General features: G+C 61.2%; 14 protein-coding genes. 8 read left to right on the forward strand and 6 right to left on the reverse strand.

Features of this window, described 5'->3' with window-relative positions:
- Positions 1 to 49: 49 nt before the first annotated feature.
- The 4 genes from NKI20_RS14085 to NKI20_RS14100 all read right to left on the reverse strand — a co-directional run bounded on the left by NKI20_RS14085 (position 50) and on the right by NKI20_RS14100 (position 5,116).
- Positions 50 to 1,147, reverse strand: a complete 1,098-nt coding sequence (locus NKI20_RS14085) for a polyamine ABC transporter substrate-binding protein (protein ID WP_352831330.1) — start codon at positions 1,145 to 1,147, stop codon at positions 50 to 52.
- 344 nt (positions 1,148 to 1,491) lie between these two features.
- Entirely contained in the window at positions 1,492 to 2,445 is a 954-nt protein-coding gene (locus NKI20_RS14090) for a DMT family transporter (RefSeq protein WP_352831332.1), read from the reverse strand.
- A gap of 177 nt (positions 2,446 to 2,622) precedes the next feature.
- Positions 2,623 to 3,522, reverse strand: coding sequence for a DUF2167 domain-containing protein (locus NKI20_RS14095; protein ID WP_023758365.1), 900 nt, complete (start codon positions 3,520 to 3,522; stop codon positions 2,623 to 2,625).
- Between the two features lie 151 nt (positions 3,523 to 3,673).
- Positions 3,674 to 5,116 (reverse strand): helix-turn-helix domain-containing protein, encoded by a 1,443-nt coding sequence (locus tag NKI20_RS14100; RefSeq protein WP_352831334.1) that lies wholly within the window; start codon positions 5,114 to 5,116, stop codon positions 3,674 to 3,676.
- A 235-nt stretch (positions 5,117 to 5,351) separates the two neighbouring features.
- On the opposite strand from NKI20_RS14100, the gene aceA reads away from it, so the two are divergent.
- The 3 genes from aceA (at position 5,352) to NKI20_RS14115 (ending at position 7,623) form a co-directional block, all read left to right on the forward strand.
- Positions 5,352 to 6,641: an isocitrate lyase gene (gene aceA, locus NKI20_RS14105; protein WP_352831335.1), complete on the forward strand. Its 1,290-nt coding sequence runs from the start codon at positions 5,352 to 5,354 to the stop codon at positions 6,639 to 6,641.
- A gap of 58 nt (positions 6,642 to 6,699) precedes the next feature.
- Complete coding sequence (locus NKI20_RS14110) at positions 6,700 to 6,942, forward strand: SMc00767 family acetate metabolism repressor (RefSeq protein ID WP_006202762.1); 243 nt, start codon at positions 6,700 to 6,702, stop codon at positions 6,940 to 6,942.
- Between the two features lie 228 nt (positions 6,943 to 7,170).
- Complete coding sequence (locus NKI20_RS14115) at positions 7,171 to 7,623, forward strand: ANTAR domain-containing protein (protein ID WP_023758368.1); 453 nt, start codon at positions 7,171 to 7,173, stop codon at positions 7,621 to 7,623.
- Positions 7,624 to 7,689: 66 nt separating this feature from the next.
- On the opposite strand, the gene NKI20_RS14120 is transcribed toward NKI20_RS14115, so the two are convergent.
- Positions 7,690 to 8,406 carry an HAD family hydrolase gene (locus tag NKI20_RS14120; RefSeq protein WP_352831337.1) on the reverse strand — a complete coding sequence of 239 codons (717 nt, stop codon included), beginning with the start codon at positions 8,404 to 8,406 and terminating at the stop codon, positions 7,690 to 7,692.
- Positions 8,407 to 8,569: 163 nt separating this feature from the next.
- Between NKI20_RS14120 and NKI20_RS14125 the strand changes: the two genes are divergently transcribed.
- The 3 genes from NKI20_RS14125 to NKI20_RS14135 all read left to right on the forward strand — a co-directional run bounded on the left by NKI20_RS14125 (position 8,570) and on the right by NKI20_RS14135 (position 12,596).
- Positions 8,570 to 10,006: a glutamine synthetase family protein gene (locus NKI20_RS14125; protein WP_023758370.1), complete on the forward strand. Its 1,437-nt coding sequence runs from the start codon at positions 8,570 to 8,572 to the stop codon at positions 10,004 to 10,006.
- Positions 10,007 to 10,158: 152 nt separating this feature from the next.
- Positions 10,159 to 11,445, forward strand: coding sequence for an NAD(P)/FAD-dependent oxidoreductase (locus NKI20_RS14130; RefSeq protein ID WP_352831339.1), 1,287 nt, complete (start codon positions 10,159 to 10,161; stop codon positions 11,443 to 11,445).
- Positions 11,446 to 11,744: 299 nt separating this feature from the next.
- Positions 11,745 to 12,596 (forward strand): SH3 domain-containing protein, encoded by an 852-nt coding sequence (locus tag NKI20_RS14135; protein WP_352831341.1) that lies wholly within the window; start codon positions 11,745 to 11,747, stop codon positions 12,594 to 12,596.
- A 45-nt stretch (positions 12,597 to 12,641) separates the two neighbouring features.
- Here the strand turns inward: NKI20_RS14135 and NKI20_RS14140 are convergent, their stop codons facing one another.
- Positions 12,642 to 13,388, reverse strand: coding sequence for an SDR family oxidoreductase (locus NKI20_RS14140; RefSeq protein WP_352831343.1), 747 nt, complete (start codon positions 13,386 to 13,388; stop codon positions 12,642 to 12,644).
- A gap of 315 nt (positions 13,389 to 13,703) precedes the next feature.
- On the opposite strand from NKI20_RS14140, the gene zwf reads away from it, so the two are divergent.
- Both zwf and pgl read left to right on the forward strand, forming a co-directional pair.
- Entirely contained in the window at positions 13,704 to 15,173 is a 1,470-nt protein-coding gene (zwf, locus tag NKI20_RS14145) for a glucose-6-phosphate dehydrogenase (protein WP_352831345.1), read from the forward strand.
- Positions 15,155 to 15,871 (forward strand): 6-phosphogluconolactonase, encoded by a 717-nt coding sequence (pgl, locus tag NKI20_RS14150; RefSeq protein WP_352831347.1) that lies wholly within the window; start codon positions 15,155 to 15,157, stop codon positions 15,869 to 15,871. Before zwf ends, pgl begins: the two co-directional genes overlap by 19 nt.
- Positions 15,872 to 15,914 lie beyond the last annotated feature (43 nt).

Below are 15,914 nucleotides of genomic sequence, written 5' to 3' on the forward strand. Positions count from 1 at the left end.
CAGAAAAGAATGGTCCCGGCAGGTGGCTGCCGGGACCATCTCAGATTGCTTACTGGCCAGTGACGATCTTGGTCCAGGTACGCGTGATGACGCGCTGGGTCTTGGGATCGTAAGGCGAGACGGTGTAGAGCTTCTTTATCGTCTCGGCATCCGGATAAACCGAAGGATCATCCAACAGCGCCTTGTCGACAAATTGCTGCGAAGCCTTGTTGCCATTCGCGTAGAGCACATAGTTGGACGACTTGGCGATAACTTCCGGCTTCATCATGTAGTTGATGAACTCGAGCGCCTCCGCGACATGCGGCGCATCGGCGGGGATAGCCATCTGGTCGAACCACATCTGAGCGCCCTCCTTTGGCACGGAATAGCCGATCTCGACGCCTTGCTTGGCCTCGACCGCGCGGTTGCGGGCCTGGAACACGTCGCCCGACCAGCCGACCGCCAGGCAGATATCGCCGTTGGCGAGCGCGTTGATGTATTCGGAGGAGTGGAACTTCCTGATATAGGGCCGGACCTTGAGCAAAGCCTCCTCGGCCTTGGCGATATCATCTGATGACGTGCTGTTCGGGTCGAGGCCGAGATATTTCAACGCCGCCGGAATGATGTCGGCCGGAGAGTCCAATACGTAGACGCCGCAGTCCTTCAATTTGGCCAGGCTGTCCGGATTGAAGAAAACATCCCAGCTGTCGATCTTGTCGGTGCCGAGTGCTGCTTGCACCTTCTTGATGTTGTAACCGATGCCAACCGTGCCCCACATGTAGTTGACCGAGTATTCGTTGCCGGGGTCGTATTTGGCAGTGCGCTCTGCAACCGTGTCCCACATGTTGGAAATGTTCGGCAGCTTCGACTTGTCGAGCTTCTGGAACACACCGGCCTGGATTTGGCGCGCAAGAAAATTGCCGCTGGGTACGACGACGTCATAGCCGCTGCCGCCGGCAAGCAGCTTGGTTTCCAGGATTTCGTTGGAATCGAACGTGTCGTAGACGACCTTGATGCCCGTCTCCTTGGTGAAATCGTCGATAATCGAACTGTCGATATAATCCGACCAGTTGAAGACATTGAGGACGCGATCCTCGGCATGACCGCCGACGGTGAAAAGCGTCAGAAATACCGAAGTTGCCGAAAGCCAGAGCGCTTTGCGGATCATGCTATTCTCCTTTGATGAGTGTTCCTTCGCCGGCTCGTCGCGGTTCCAGCGCGGCCGGGCATTTGTTTCAGGCTATTGAGCTTTCCAAAAGGCGACAAGCGTGAACTGCCAGCGCTATGCAGGCAGTTCGATGAAAGGCAGGCATTGCGTCGTTGCTGGGACTCGTGTGGCGTGCAAATGCCGTCATAGGCTTTCGCCGTGGCGCAGGCAGAGATACGACGATGTGGTCCGGTCTCGATCTGACCGGCAGGGAGACTTGGCAAGATAAGCCTGTCTTGTTGTTGCCGTAATCTCAGCCTGCCCGCGCGGCAGCGGCATTGTCAATGGCAAAGCTGCGCGCTACGTCAATTAGGCGATGGAACTCCGGTGACCCCTGCACGTTCGGGCCGCGTCTGGCGCTTGAATTCGAGCCCGATATGGACGAGCAGCGCCGTGACAACCACCGCGCCACCGACAATGGTGCGCCCCGACGGCACCTCGGAATGGACGAGCCAGACCCATATGGGCCCCAGGATCGGCTCGAACGTGCCGAGCAGTGCTGCTATTGCCGCGGGTATCAGCCGAGCGCCGGTGGCGAAGAAGGCGAGGCCGAGGCCCAGATTGACCACGCCGAAGACAAAGAGAAAAGCCATGTCACTGGTCGACACAGCGAATGTCGAGGTCTGCGATGCGGCAAAGCCTGCCGCAAGCATGGTGCCAAGGCAGGTTGCCGGCGTCATGCGGACACCGGCAAACCGCCGGGTAATGACGGTTGCGATCGAGAACATCACCGCGATCAATAGCGCCAGCCCGTCACCTATCGGCGAGACGGCGCCATCGAGCGATTCCGACACCATGATGGCGACGCCGGCGATGACGGCAGCGATGGCCAGCCAGGTCGCGACACCAACCCTTTCACGAAACAACGCCCAGGCGAATAGCGCCGCCAGCAACGGCACGCCGGCCTGCATCAACAGGATATTGGCCACGGTGGTGTAGGCAAGTGCCACGACAAAGGCGGTCGATGCCGTGGCGAAGCAGACGCCGACGGCAAGGCCGGGCAGACCCATGTCGCGGAACATTTTCGACATGCCGCGCCAGCCGTCGCGCCAGACCATGAAGCAGATCAGGAAAGCCGCTGCCCAGACAGAGCGCCAGAAAACAACCGTCCAGCTTTCGCCGACAGTGATGAAGCGGGCGATGGTGCCGCCGAAACTCCACATCAGTGCCGACAAGAACACCAAAAGCATGCCGACGCGTTCCTCGCGCGGCGAGACGGTCGATAAAACAACGCTTGGCGATGATGCTGTGTCGGTCATGGGCGCGACTGTCGAGGTTTTGTGGACGGGACGATGCGCAAGGGACGACGAAAAGATGGCCTGTTCGCGTAGCGTAAAGATGCGCGCTGGGGCTGAGCCAGTTCGATTTGCCGTTTGGGGCACTGAGAAGCCGTCTTGGTCTCAGCCGGACGGCGAACCAGACCGTCGCAACAGAGTCTATGAGGTACTCTTGTTGCCGCGGATGAAGCGCCAGAGCCCGGCCAATGGAACCAGCAGGATCAGACCGAACTTCTTCAACGCAACCAGAGCCACGATCAAAAAGCCTGCCTTCGCCGCCAACTTGCCGGCAATCAGCCCACCAACGCCTACCGCTGCAACCGTATCGACGCCTGGCACGAAATCGGCGTATGTCTTGCCGGCGCCGAAGTCCGCCAAGTCTAGAACCTCATCCAGGCTCTGTTTTATTTCCGGCAATTGCTTCACGGTGGCGATGTAGCTCATGACAAAAACGCCTTCCCTGCCGAGAAAGCGGACGTCATAGTTGAGCGTGTGGACCGCGTCGCTGCCAAATTCCAATTCCTTGGCCCAGTGAAGCCGCTTGTTGACCGCATCATAGACAGGCGGTGAGGCCCAACCGACCAGCGTAACGGGCTGAAAGCCGTCCTTTACTCGCTGGTCATTGGCCGACGAGGTGTCCGCCTGCATGCTGCGCAGCAATTCGTCGTAGTCGATGGAGTTGGCGTCGCTATCGTCGACATATCCTATCTTCTCCCAGCGCAACTCTATCCCCCAATTGTTGTCGGCAATGGGATCGTTTGCCGCGGGAAAGATCATGCCGAGCGCATCGGCACCGGAGCCGGGCGGATTGCCCCAAGCTTCGGTCAGGACGGCTGCCGTGTCCTTCTTGTTCAGGAAGTAGAACTTGTCCTTGAGGTCAAGATGCACGCCCTCGGCGAGGTCTATCGCGCCGGTTTTCGGATCGATCTTGTCCAGGAATGCCTTGCCGGCGTCGTTGTACTGTTGGTAAGATTTGAAGAAGGCCGACGACTTTTCCGCTGCGGCAGGGCCGACCGAAAAGGCGAACGCCAAACTCAACCAGAAAACTGTCTTGCCCATCAATGATCCCCCGACCCATATGCAGCTTGCGTTTTGATATCCTGCCGGCAATGCTCGAGCAATATTGTAACTGTTACATCACGATCGACAGCCAGCATCTTTCACAAATACACACATTTCGTTGTATTGTTCTGCGACCGACAGTCATGACTTACTGGAAATCGAAAGCGCTCAGGCCCGTTACCATCTCGTCGAGGCCGAGCGGACGCGTCACCGGCGGCTCGGCGCGCGCCAGGCAGCCGACGCGCTCGCAAAGCCGGCAGGCGGGTCCGACCGGTGTCGCCGCGACGCTGCCTGCCTTTGCGGCGATTGCCGCACCGGGCAGCGCCGCGCCATAGACGATGTCGTCGCGAAAGCCGATGTCGCAACCGAGCAGCAGCGCGGTGCGGCGCGGGCGCTCCGAGAAGGCGCCTTGCGGTCCTTCCAGCGTGCGGGCAATGCACAGGAACTCGGCGCCGTCGGGCATTTCCACCGCCTCCACGAAGATCTGGCCGGGCTGGGTGAAAGCGACATGCACGGGCAGTTTGGGGCAGGCGCCGCCGAAGCGGCTTTGCGGAAAGCCCTGGCTGCCGGCCTTGCGGAAGCGGTTGCCGGCATTGTCGACCTCCAGCATAAAAAACGGCACACCCGAGGCACCCTGCCGCTGCAGCGTGGTCAACCGGTTCGCCGCCTGTTCGAAGGAGACACCGAAGCGCGAACGCAGGACATCGATATCATAACGGGCACGCACGGCAGCCGTGTAAAAGGCCTGGTAGGGCATCATCAAGGCATGCGCCGAATAACGGCCAAGTTCGAAGCGGGCGAGCCGGCGGGCCTCGTCGGTGGCCAGCTTGAGCGCCTGGATCTCGCCGGCGACCGCGACCGTCATGCGGATCAGACAGGCCTCCATCGCGACTTCGCGTAATTGGTCGAACGGCGACAGCCGCTCGGACAGGAACAGGCGCTGCGAGTGGCGGTCATAACGGCGACGCCAGTTCGGCATGGTGGCGACCGGCAGCACCTTGACCACGATGCCGTATTCGCGCTTCAGCCAAGCCTTCAGCGCGCCGAACAGATCGTCGCCGGGATCAAGCACCGAGGTGAACGCCGCGGCCTCCTCCTCGAGGGCTGCGAAATGGTTCGGCCGACGCTCGAAAATCTCGTGCACCTCGTCGATCGGCAGGCGGGCACCGGAAACTGCGGTCGCCCGGCCCTCGCGCGCCAAAAGCTCGTTGAGGTCGGACAGGCGCTCGGCCTGTTCGCGATAGGCGCGAAACAGCTTTATCACCGCCGCGGACGCGTTGGGCGCCGCCTCGGCAAGCTCGATCAACTCCTGATCGCCCGGCAGCTCGCCGATCAGCAGAGGATCGGTGAACACCTCCTTCAAGGCGGCGACAGACCCCCTTGCCTCGCCCTGCAACTCATGCGGATCGATCTTGTAGACGGACGCCAGCTTGAGGATCAGCTGCACGGTCAGCGGCCGCTGGTTGCGCTCGATCAGGTTGAGATAGGACGGGGAAATGCCAAGCCCCTCGGCCATCGCCGTCTGGGTCAGGCCCTTGGCGTTTCGGATGCGGCGGATGCGCGGCCCGGCAAATATCTTCTGGTCAGCCATCGACTGTCCTTGACAGGAATTTACACAGGGATCGCGGCAATCTCGACGCACCGCTCTTTACAATCATGACAAATTTACAGCGCGTGCCTGTCAAACGCAACACAGGTTTTCCCTTATATCGCGTCGATTTTCCTGATTCTTCTGGCTCATCTCGCGCCGCAATGTAAATTCAGTCACATCCCGCGCTCGATGATCGATGCCCGGACATGGATGCAGCAATCCTTCGGAGTGACCAATGACTGATTTTTACAACCTCGTCCCATCGGCGCCGGAAGGTCGCTTCGACGGTATCGAACGACCCTATTCCGCGGAAGATGTGAAGCGGCTGCGCGGCTCGGTGCAGATCCGCCAGAGCCTTGCCGAAATGGGCGCCAACCGGCTGTGGAAGCTCATCCACGAGGAGGACTTCGTCAATGCGCTCGGCGCCATGTCCGGCAACCAGGCGATGCAGCAGGTGCGCGCCGGGCTGAAGGCGATCTATCTGTCGGGCTGGCAGGTCGCCGCCGACGCCAACACCGCATCTGCGATGTATCCGGACCAGTCGCTCTATCCGGCCAATGCGGCGCCCGAGCTGGTCAAGCGCATCAACCGCACGCTGCAGCGCGCAGACCAGATCGAGACGTCCGAGGGTAACGGGCTTTCGGTCGAGACCTGGTTCGCGCCGATCGTCGCCGACGCGGAAGCTGGATTCGGCGGACCGCTCAATGCGTTCGAGATCATGAAGGCATTCATCGAGGCGGGCGCCGCCGGCGTCCACTATGAGGATCAGCTGGCGTCGGAAAAGAAGTGCGGCCATCTTGGCGGCAAGGTGCTGATCCCGACCGCGGCGCATATCCGCAATCTCAACGCAGCGCGCCTGGCTGCGGACGTGATGGGCACGCCGACCCTGGTCGTCGCGCGCACCGACGCGGAAGCCGCCAAGCTGCTCACCTCCGACATCGACGAGCGCGACCAGCCCTTCGTCGACTACGGCGCTGGGCGCACGGTGGAAGGCTTCTATCACGTCAGGAACGGCATCGAGCCCTGCATCGCGCGGGCCATCGCCTATGCGCCTTACGCGGATCTGATCTGGTGCGAGACCTCGAAGCCTGACCTGGCGCAGGCCAGGAAATTTGCCGAGGGCGTGCGCAAGCACCACCCCGACAAGCTGCTCGCCTACAATTGCTCGCCATCGTTCAACTGGAAGAAGAATCTCGACGACGCGACGATCGCCAGGTTCCAGAAGGAACTCGGCGCCATGGGCTACAAGTTCCAGTTCATCACGCTCGCCGGCTTTCACCAGCTCAACTACGGCATGTTCGAACTGGCTCGCGGCTACAAGGCACGGCAGATGGCGGCCTATTCCGAGTTGCAGGAAGCGGAGTTCGCGGCCGAGGCCAATGGCTACACCGCGACCAAGCACCAGCGCGAGGTCGGTACCGGCTATTTCGATGCCGTGTCGATGGCGATCACCGGCGGCCGGTCGTCGACCACCGCCATGCACGAGTCCACCGAGCACGCGCAGTTCAAACCGGCAGCGGAATAGCGAGCTGCAAAGCACAGAGGAAACGCCCAGTTGGGCTTGGCAAACAAGGAGAAAACCAATGGCATCGATAAGCCGTGTCAAGGAACGCGCCGAGGAACAGTCCACGACGATGAGCGTCGACCAGCAAGCGACGATCCGCATGCTGGCCAATGATCTGCACCGCCTCAACCAATCGGTGATGAAGGCGGTCGAGGCGGGCGTCTCGGTGGAGCTCGTGCGCTCGGCACGTCATCACGGCGGCGACGGCAACTGGGGCGACCTGCTGATCCCGGTGATAGTCACGCAACAAAGCCACGGCTGATCGCAATCCGTGCAACCGCCCTTTCACCTGCGCGGTCGCCGTGCAGGTGAATTTTCTTTCATGACATCCCGGTGGACAGTCCAGTACAGTAGAGTTGCTTGAAATTCACTGCTCCCAGGCATGATCTCGGGGTCTTTTATTTCAACTTGACATAAGCCACGATCTCACGCCAATTGCACCCCAGATTCAACTCTGCATTGAAATAGGGGCGAGCTTCTTGGCCGACTTGTGTGCCCATTGAATCACGAAGGCGAGACTCCAAGACATCTGAATCGGGCGCCACGCGACGCAAGCTCCGAGGCGATCCGCGATCCGTCGCAGGTGCTTGTCGTCGGCAAATCGCCCATCAATCGCGTGGTGATTTCGAAGATCGTCGAGCGATCCGGGCTCAAGCCAATCTCGGAATCTCCCGACACGGCAGCGAGGATCTTGCGGTCCCTCATTCCCGGCGCAGTCGTTCTAGACGGCGGCGCCGACAACAAGGACTGCGACGACCTGATGTCCAGCATCGGCGCGTTGCGGCGGGCCTCGGGCAAATCGCTGCCACCGGTGATCCTGCTTTCGACCAAGAATGGCTCGCCGGAGAGCCTGAGCCTGTCTGATATCATCGATGTCGTGGTCGCCAAGCCGATCACGCCCGAACGACTGCAGCCGGTGATCGACCGCCTGGTTGGCCGCTAGATTGCAGAACGAGTTTGTAGGCGGTTTCCCCGCCCGTAAACGGAAAACAATGGCCGACTACTGCGATCAGCCCGCGTCCACAATGCTTTCAACCAGTCCGGGCAGTTGGCCGAGATCGGATATCTGGCGGAATCTCGATTCGGCCACCGGAGCCTCGACATGCTCCAGCACCCAGGTCAGTTCATGCGGCACATGGACACCCCAACCGCCGGCCTCGATGGCCGGCACCACGTCCGACTTCAGCGAATTGCCGACCATCATGCTCTTTGCCGGACCATCGCCATGCCGGCTGAAGATCCTGTCATAGGTGGCGGCATTCTTGTCGCTGACGATCTCGATCGCGTCGAACAATTCGCCCAGACCTGACCCGGCCAGCTTGCGCTCCTGATCGAAAAGGTCGCCCTTGGTGATCAGCACAAGGCGGAACGCGCCGGCAAGCTTTTCGACAGTCTCGCGCGCATGCGGCAAGACCTCGATCGGATGGCTGAGCATCTCGCGGCCGGCATCGAGAATCTCCGATATGACCGCCGCCGGCACGCGGCCCTGTGTAACCTCGATCGCTGTTTCGATCATCGACAGGGTAAATCCCTTGATACCGAAGCCATAGACGGCAAGGTTGCGCCTTTCGGCTTCCAGCAATCGTGCGGAGATGTGTTCCTCTTGGCCGTGGTCGGCAAGCATGGCGGCAAAGCGCTTCTCCGTCAGGCGGAAGAACTGCTCGTTCTGCCAGAGTGTGTCGTCGGCGTCGAAGCCGATCGTCGTCAGTTTGTCGTCGTGCCGCATGCAATTTCTCGATTAAGATTGGGGTCTCGATTGGGATCGGGATTGCGGAAACTAAGCCGATTGGCGCGATTTTCAACAGCGTCAGCCAATGCCCGGCGCGGCTCCCCTTCCCTTCCATTGGAGGGCACGGCTATACTCCACAATCCGCAACCCAATCTGGTGAATGATGCCGCCTGCAAAAAAGGAAGTCCGTCCGTCGAGCCGCGGAGGACGTGCCCGCACGCCTGCCTTCGTGAAAAACCAACGGGGCGTGAAGAACTGGAAGGAAGTCAGCGCCTGGCTGGAATGGCGCGGCATCGAAGACATCGAGTGCATCACGCCTGATCAGGCAGGCGTCGCCCGAGGCAAGATGATGCCATCGAAGAAATTCACCTCCAACACATCGCTGGCCCTGCCATCGGCGGTCTTCATGACGACGATTTCCGGCGGCTATCCCGAGGACGGCAACGGCTTCCATTACCCGGAAGACGACGGCGACCTCAAACTGATGCCTGACCTGTCGACGCTGACGGTGGTGCCCTGGGAAGAAGACCCGACGGCCGCGGTCATCTGCGATCTGGTCCATCAGGATGGCCGCTCGGTCGAGTTCACGCCACGCAATGTGTTGAAGCGCGTGGTTGCCGCCTATGACAAGCTCGGCCTGAGGCCGGTTGTGGCGCCTGAGATCGAATTCTATCTGGTGCGCAAGAATCCCGATCCGGATTATCCGCTTACACCGCCGGTCGGCCGTTCGGGGCGCGCGATCGGCGGCGGCGCCGGCTATTCGATCGCCGGCGTCAACGAATTCGACGAACTGATCGACGACATCTACCATTTCTCCGAAAGCCAGGGGCTGGAGATTGATACGCTGATCCACGAGGAAGGTGCCGGCCAGCTTGAGATCAATCTGCGCCACGGAGACCCGATCGAACTGGCCGACCAGGTGTTCATGTTCAAGCGCACCATTCGCGAGGCGGCGCTGAAGCACGAGATCTATGCCACCTTCATGGCCAAGCCCATCCAAGGGCAGCCTGGCTCCGCCATGCATATCCATCAATCGATCATCGACAAGAAGACCGGACAGAACATCTTCTCGGCTGCCGACGGTTCGGAAACCGACGCCTTCTTCCATTTCATCGGTGGTATGCAGAAGCATGTGCCGAACGCGCTGGTGATGTTCGCGCCCTATGTTAATTCCTACCGGCGATTGACACAGGCGGCGTCGGCGCCGGTCAATAACAAATGGGGCTATGACAATCGCACCACGGCGTTTCGTGTGCCACGCTCGGATCCGGCGGCGCGGCGCGTCGAAAACCGCATCCCCTCCTCCGACGCCAACCCCTATCTGGCCTTGGCGGCATCGCTTGCCTGCGGGCTGATCGGCATCACCAGGAAGATCAAGGCCGAACCTCCCGTCCTGACGACCGCCAATGCCGACGAGATCGACCTGCCACGTGGCCTGCTCGAAGCCGTCGACCTGTTCGAGGGCGATAAGGAGCTCTGCGCGCATCTGGGCAAGTCCTTCGCCGCGACCTATGCGGCGATCAAGCGCGCAGAATTCGAGACGTTCATGGAAGTGATCAGCCCGTGGGAACGGGAGTATTTGTTGCTCAATGTTTAGCGAATAGCGAATAGCGAATAGCGAATAGCGAATAGAAATGATGAGACGGGCGATACAGTCTCGATCAACCCTCACTTTTCAATTCTTCCCTATTTGCTACTCGCTATTCGCTATTCGCTTCCCCTTCCAAATCTCCGAGTCTTCACCGCATCATGCCTTACCAATCCCCGATCTCCGCCGGCCGCTCCTGGTACGAAGACACAGCCGGACCGCGGCCTGAATACCCCGTGCTCGATGGCGACCGTACCTGCGATGTCGTCATCATCGGCGGCGGCTTTACCGGCCTGTCGGCGGCGGTGCATCTGGCCAAGGGAGGGACGAATGTCGTTTTGATCGAGGCGTACCGTTTCGGCGATGGCGCTTCCGGGCGCAATGGCGGGCAGCTCGGCACCGGCCAGCGTTCCTGGGCAGAGGAACTGGAGGCCGAGTATGGTTTTTCGCGCGCCAAGGCCCTGTTCGATCTCGCCGAAGAGGCGAAGACGCATCTCCTCGAATTCACTGCTGCCAACCGGATCGACATCGACTATCTGCCGGGCCAGCTCTCGGTGGCGCACAAGCCGCGCTACGTCGACGACTACAAGGCACATGCCGAGATCATGGCGAGCCGTTTTTCCTACCCGCATATCTCGTTCATGGATGCCAGGGAGACGGCGGAGCGGCTGGGATCGACAGCCTACTTTGGCGGGACGCGCGACACCGGCACTGGACACATCCACCCGATGAAACTGGTGATCGGGACGGCGCGGGTGGCAGCGCTTGCCGGCGCGCAGCTGTTCGAGGGGACGCCATCGACCCGCATCATTTCCAGTGGCGGCAAGGTCAAGGTTTCGACGCCGAGAGGCACGGTGACGGCGCAGAAATGCCTGATCGCGGTCAACGCCCACGGCGGCACGCTCGAGCCGGTGAGTGCAGCGCACATCATGCCGATCGGTTCATTCATCGGCGCAACCGTGCCTTTGGGAGCAGACTCGAACGTGTTGCCGGGCGGCGAGTCCGTCGATGATTCCCGCTTCGTCGTGCGCTATTTCCGCAGATCGAAAGACGGGCGGCTGCTGTTTGGCGGACGCGAGATTTACGGCGTCAACGATCCGAAGGATATTCACATCCACATCCGTCGCCAGATCGCGGAACTCTATCCGGCGCTCAGGGACGTCGAGATCACACATGGCTGGGGCGGCTATGTCGGCATCACAGTGCCGAGAATGCCTTTCGTGCGCGAAGTGATGCCCAATGTGATTTCGGCCGGCGGCTATTCCGGCCACGGCGTCATGCTGTCGAACTTCTTCGGCAAGCTCTATGCCGAATCCGTTGCCGGCAACCGCGACCGGCTGAAGCTGATCGAGGATCTGAAAATCCCGCCCTTCCCCGGCGGACGGCGCTTTCGTACGCCGCTGCTGTTCCTGGCGCTCAACTGGTTTGCTCTGCGGGACAGGATTTAGGGCTGTTCCCACTTTTCGGGATTGCGTTTCGGGCTGGACAGGATCGCGCTGAATTCATGTAATATTACTGTAATATTTGTTGCCGTAGCGGCACGTTGCGGAATCCCCGTCAAAGGTGCAGAATCAGGTGGGAAGGCGTAGTGATGCCACAATCGCCGGCAAAAGATGCCGGTTGTGGGCGACTGATGGGGAATTTTGCGGGCTTGCCCGCTTTGGTTTCTTGGGACCGATGCAGATCTTTCGCCAGGTTCTTGGCATTCGATCGAAAGAACATTGGCCCACTTATGGAGGTGGCAAGAGTGAAAGAGCCCTTCAGTTTCGGTACGCCGGAACGTCGGCGCTTTGCCATGCAGTTCGGATACGATATGCGGCCGTCGTTCTGGCAGGAAGTCCGTTCGAACTCGCATCTGGTGATCGCCGCAATCGGCACCGCCGCACTGCTTGGCGTCGCCGCCGTGGCGCTATGGCTGGCATTGCCGGCCAGCGACAGGCAAGCGTCAGCAAGCCCTGAGCAGACAATTCCAGCCATTCCGGTGAAGACGACGAAAATAGCCCCGGTGGGGGCCAAAGTCGCCGCGACAACCGTGCCGCAGGCGCGCAAGCCCGACGCGGTTTCACCGACCGTGGCAGCAGCGGAAGCCATCCCCGCACTCAAGGCCAATGATCCGCGCTGGACTGGTCCGCAGCCGAAGGTCGCCTCCGATTCGACTGCTCCCAGCCAGGTGGCGAACCAGGCTGAACAGGCGCCGGACAAACCGGCGGCGGCGTTCGCGCAGCCGGGAGCCGATACCGATGCCACTGCTGAACTTGCCAAGGTTGCCGCGCCTCCAGTGGCGGCGAGCAGCCATCCCGATGGCGCACAAACCGCCGCTATCCCCGCGGTGCAGCCGCAGGTGCCGCCACAGCAGCCAACGGCCGCTGACGACGGCAGCCAGGCCAAGGCGAAGCCCGGGAAGGTTGCAGCCGCCGGAACAGGGCGTATCCTGAGACCCGTGACCATGCGGAGCGGCCCGAAGAAAAATGCCGCCGCCATCGCCACGGTGCCGGCCAGAACCTCGGTTCAGGTGATGAGCTGCAAGCAATGGTGCCAGATCATCTATAACGGCAAGACCGGCTGGGTCTACAAAACCTACATCAAGACCGGCGCCTGACTCCCACTGCTCGGCGTGGGCATGTTGGCGACATACGCCAGGCTATCAGATGCAGCGGCCGCCATCGACCTCCAGCGCCACACCGGTGATGAAGGCGGCTTCGTCGGAGGCCAGCCAGAGTGCGGCATTGGCGATGTCGAGCGGCGTCGAAAGCCGGCCGAGCGGGATCGATGCGCGGAACTTCTCGCGGATTTCGGGTGTGTCGGCGCCCATGAATTTCTCCAGCATGCCGGTCTCTCCAGCAACCGGGCAGAGGCAGTTGACGCGGATGTTCTTCGGCGCCAGTTCCACCGCCATCGACTTGGTGGCGGAGATCGCCCAGCCTTTCGACGCATTGTACCAGGTGAGGCCGGGCCTCGGCCGCAGACCCGCGGTGGAGGCCGTGGTCAAAATGACGCCGCCGCCTTGCCGCTCCATGATCGGCACCACGGCAAGCGCTGCGTGATAGATCGCCTTCATGTTGACTGATGTGATCAGATCGAAGGTTTCCTCGTCGACATTGAGCATGTCGCCGTTGCGATGGGTGTAGCCGGCATTGTTGACCATAATGTCGATGCGGCCGAAGGCGCTCTTCGTAGCATAGACCATCTCGTCGAATTCGGAGCGCAGCGAAACATCGGTCTGGGTCCAGATCGCCGCGTCACCGATCTCGTCGGCGACACGCTCCGCACCCTTGGCATTGAGATCGGCGACAACCACCCTGGCGCCCTCCTCGGCAAAGCGCCTGGCGATGCCCTCGCCAAAGCCCGATGCAGCACCGGTGATGACGGCAACCTTGTTTTCCAGACGCATGTTTTTCCCGCTCATGTTTGGTGACGATCGACCTTCACGCCGATCATACACATCCACGCAGTGCCGCGGCTGCCGAACTGGTTAGCTAAAAGATGTGCGGCCATCGCCGATTTCTCCTTTGGCTTTCGCCTCGATCCCGCTCTATGCTGCAACTGCGAAGGGCTTCCGGAGCCGCGCCTGTCGACAAGCCTCCAGGTCATTGGACTGTCAAGGGGCAGGCGCATACACCCAGATGTGACACCATGGCACTGGAAAATTTAAATCGATTAGATTATATAGCCGCGTACTTGCGACCGGCGTCAGAGCGGATAGACCATGACCAGCCAGATCATCCCCGTCGACCCTTTCGACTTCATCATTTTCGGCGGCACCGGCGATCTGTCGGAACGCAAGCTTTTGCCGTCTCTCTACTATCGCCAGCGCGACCATCAGTTCTCGGAGCCGACGCGCATCATCGGCACATCACGATCGAAAATGAGCGATGAGGAATTCCGGGCCTTCGCCAAGCAGGCGATCTCCGAGCATGTCAAACCGGCCGATATCGACGCCAATGAATTGAAGACCTTTCTGGCGCGGCTATCCTATGTCTCGGCCGATGCAACGACCGGCGCCGGCTTCGACAAATTGACGAAGGCGATCGGCGACAGCGACCGTATCCGTGCCTTCTACCTGGCGGTGGCGCCGGCGCTGTTCGGCGATATTTCGCACAAGCTGAAGGAGCACAATCTGATCACGCCGAACTCCCGCATCGTGCTGGAGAAGCCGATCGGCCGCGACCTTGCGTCGGCGCGAGCGCTCAACGATCTGGTCGGCGACAATTTCCACGAAAGCCAGATCTTCCGCATCGACCACTATCTCGGCAAGGAGACGGTGCAGAACCTGATGGCGCTGCGCTTTGCCAACGCGCTCTATGAGCCGCTGTGGAATTCCGCCCATATCGACCATGTGCAGATCACGGTCGCCGAGACAGTGGGGTTGGAAGACCGCGTCACCTATTACGACAAGGCCGGCGCACTGCGCGACATGGTGCAGAACCATATGCTGCAGCTGCTGTGTCTGGTCGCCATGGAAGCGCCGTCTTCGATGGACGCCGACGCGGTGCGTGACGAGAAGCTGAAGGTGCTGCGGGCGCTGAAGCGCATCAACGGGAACGAGGCGCCGAAGCACACCGTGCGTGGCCAATACCGCGCCGGCGCCTCGGCCAGCGGAGCTGTAAAAGGCTATGTCGAGGAGCTTTCCCACGACAGCAACACCGAAACCTTCGTCGCCATCAAGGCCGAGATCGGCACCTGGCGCTGGGCGGGCGTTCCGTTCTACTTCAGGACCGGCAAGCGGCTGGCGACCCGGGTTTCGGAAATCGTCATCGAATTCAAGCCGATCCCGCATTCGATCTTCGGTGACAGCGCCGGTCCGATCTTCGCCAACCAACTGGTCATCCGGTTGCAGCCGGACGAAGGCGTCAAGCAGTTCATCATGATCAAGGATCCGGGTCCGGGCGGCATGCGGCTGCGCCAGATCTCGCTCGACATGAGCTTCGCGCAATCCTTCGATGGCCGCGCGCCGGATGCCTATGAGCGGCTGATCATGGATGTCATCCGTGGCAACCAGACCCTGTTCATGCGCCGCGACGAGGTCGAGGCGGCGTGGAAGTGGATCGACCCGATCCAGAACGCCTGGGAAAGCGCCAGACAAGAGGCGCAGGGCTATACGGCAGGCACCTGGGGACCCTCAGCCTCCATCGCACTGATCGAACGTGACGGGCGGACATGGCACGAGAGCAATTGAACAGCGCCGCCTACAGCTGGAACGGCTTCGCCGGGCGCCAGGAATTGGCGGCCGCCCTTGCCGGTCATGTCGCCGGCCGCCTGACCAAGGCAATCGCCGAGCGCGGCACGGGGCTGCTCGCCGTCTCCGGCGGCACCACGCCGGCAAAGTTCTTCGCCGCTCTTTCGGCGATACCGATCGCCTGGGACAAGGTGATCGTGACGCTGGTCGACGAGCGCTTCGTGCCGGCCTCCTCGCCACGTTCCAACGCCGGGCTGGTGACCGCAAATCTCTTGCAGAACGCAGCCAAGGCGGCACGTTTCGTACCTCTCTATCACGAAGCCACCGACATCGAGGACGCGGCGGCGTCCGACAACGCAGCACTGCAGTCGCTGCCCTGGCCGCTCGACGTCGTCGTGCTCGGCATGGGGCCGGACGGCCATACCGCCTCGTTCTTTCCCGATGCCGACGACCTGGCAAGATTGCTCGACCCGTCCTGCGGCAGGATCGTGCTGCCGGTTCGTGCGGCGAGCGCGGGCGAGCCGCGGCTGACCCTGTCGCTGGCTCGCATCGTCGATGCCGGCTTCATCGCGGTGCACATCGAGGGCGAGGACAAGCGCACCGCCTTCGACGGCGCGGTCGCGCCCGGACCGCGAAAACCAATCCGCGCCGTGCTCGACGCCGCGCGTAAGCCCGTGGAGATTTTCTGGGCGCCCTGATTTGAACGTACTGAGGGTCCCGGCGGACAGCCGGATTGTGTTC

Origin of the sequence: Mesorhizobium sp. M0830 (assembly GCF_040319965.1) — a bacterium.
GTDB lineage: Bacteria > Pseudomonadota > Alphaproteobacteria > Rhizobiales > Rhizobiaceae > Mesorhizobium.

What these genes read in the sequence shown, in the direction of transcription:
- pgl (WP_352831347.1), top strand. Translation starts at nt 15,155, where the DNA reads ATGGCACGAGAGCAATTGAACAGCGCCGCCTACAGCTGGAACGGCTTC.
- NKI20_RS14120 (WP_352831337.1), bottom strand. Translation starts at nt 8,406, where the DNA reads ATGCGGCACGACGACAAACTGACGACGATCGGCTTCGACGCCGACGAC.
- NKI20_RS14100 (WP_352831334.1), bottom strand. Translation starts at nt 5,116, where the DNA reads ATGGCTGACCAGAAGATATTTGCCGGGCCGCGCATCCGCCGCATCCGA.
- aceA (WP_352831335.1), top strand. Translation starts at nt 5,352, where the DNA reads ATGACTGATTTTTACAACCTCGTCCCATCGGCGCCGGAAGGTCGCTTC.
- zwf (WP_352831345.1), top strand. Translation starts at nt 13,704, where the DNA reads ATGACCAGCCAGATCATCCCCGTCGACCCTTTCGACTTCATCATTTTC.
- NKI20_RS14140 (WP_352831343.1), bottom strand. Translation starts at nt 13,388, where the DNA reads ATGCGTCTGGAAAACAAGGTTGCCGTCATCACCGGTGCTGCATCGGGC.
- NKI20_RS14110 (WP_006202762.1), top strand. Translation starts at nt 6,700, where the DNA reads ATGGCATCGATAAGCCGTGTCAAGGAACGCGCCGAGGAACAGTCCACG.
- NKI20_RS14090 (WP_352831332.1), bottom strand. Translation starts at nt 2,445, where the DNA reads ATGACCGACACAGCATCATCGCCAAGCGTTGTTTTATCGACCGTCTCG.
- NKI20_RS14085 (WP_352831330.1), bottom strand. Translation starts at nt 1,147, where the DNA reads ATGATCCGCAAAGCGCTCTGGCTTTCGGCAACTTCGGTATTTCTGACG.
- NKI20_RS14125 (WP_023758370.1), top strand. Translation starts at nt 8,570, where the DNA reads ATGATGCCGCCTGCAAAAAAGGAAGTCCGTCCGTCGAGCCGCGGAGGA.
- NKI20_RS14130 (WP_352831339.1), top strand. Translation starts at nt 10,159, where the DNA reads ATGCCTTACCAATCCCCGATCTCCGCCGGCCGCTCCTGGTACGAAGAC.
- NKI20_RS14095 (WP_023758365.1), bottom strand. Translation starts at nt 3,522, where the DNA reads ATGGGCAAGACAGTTTTCTGGTTGAGTTTGGCGTTCGCCTTTTCGGTC.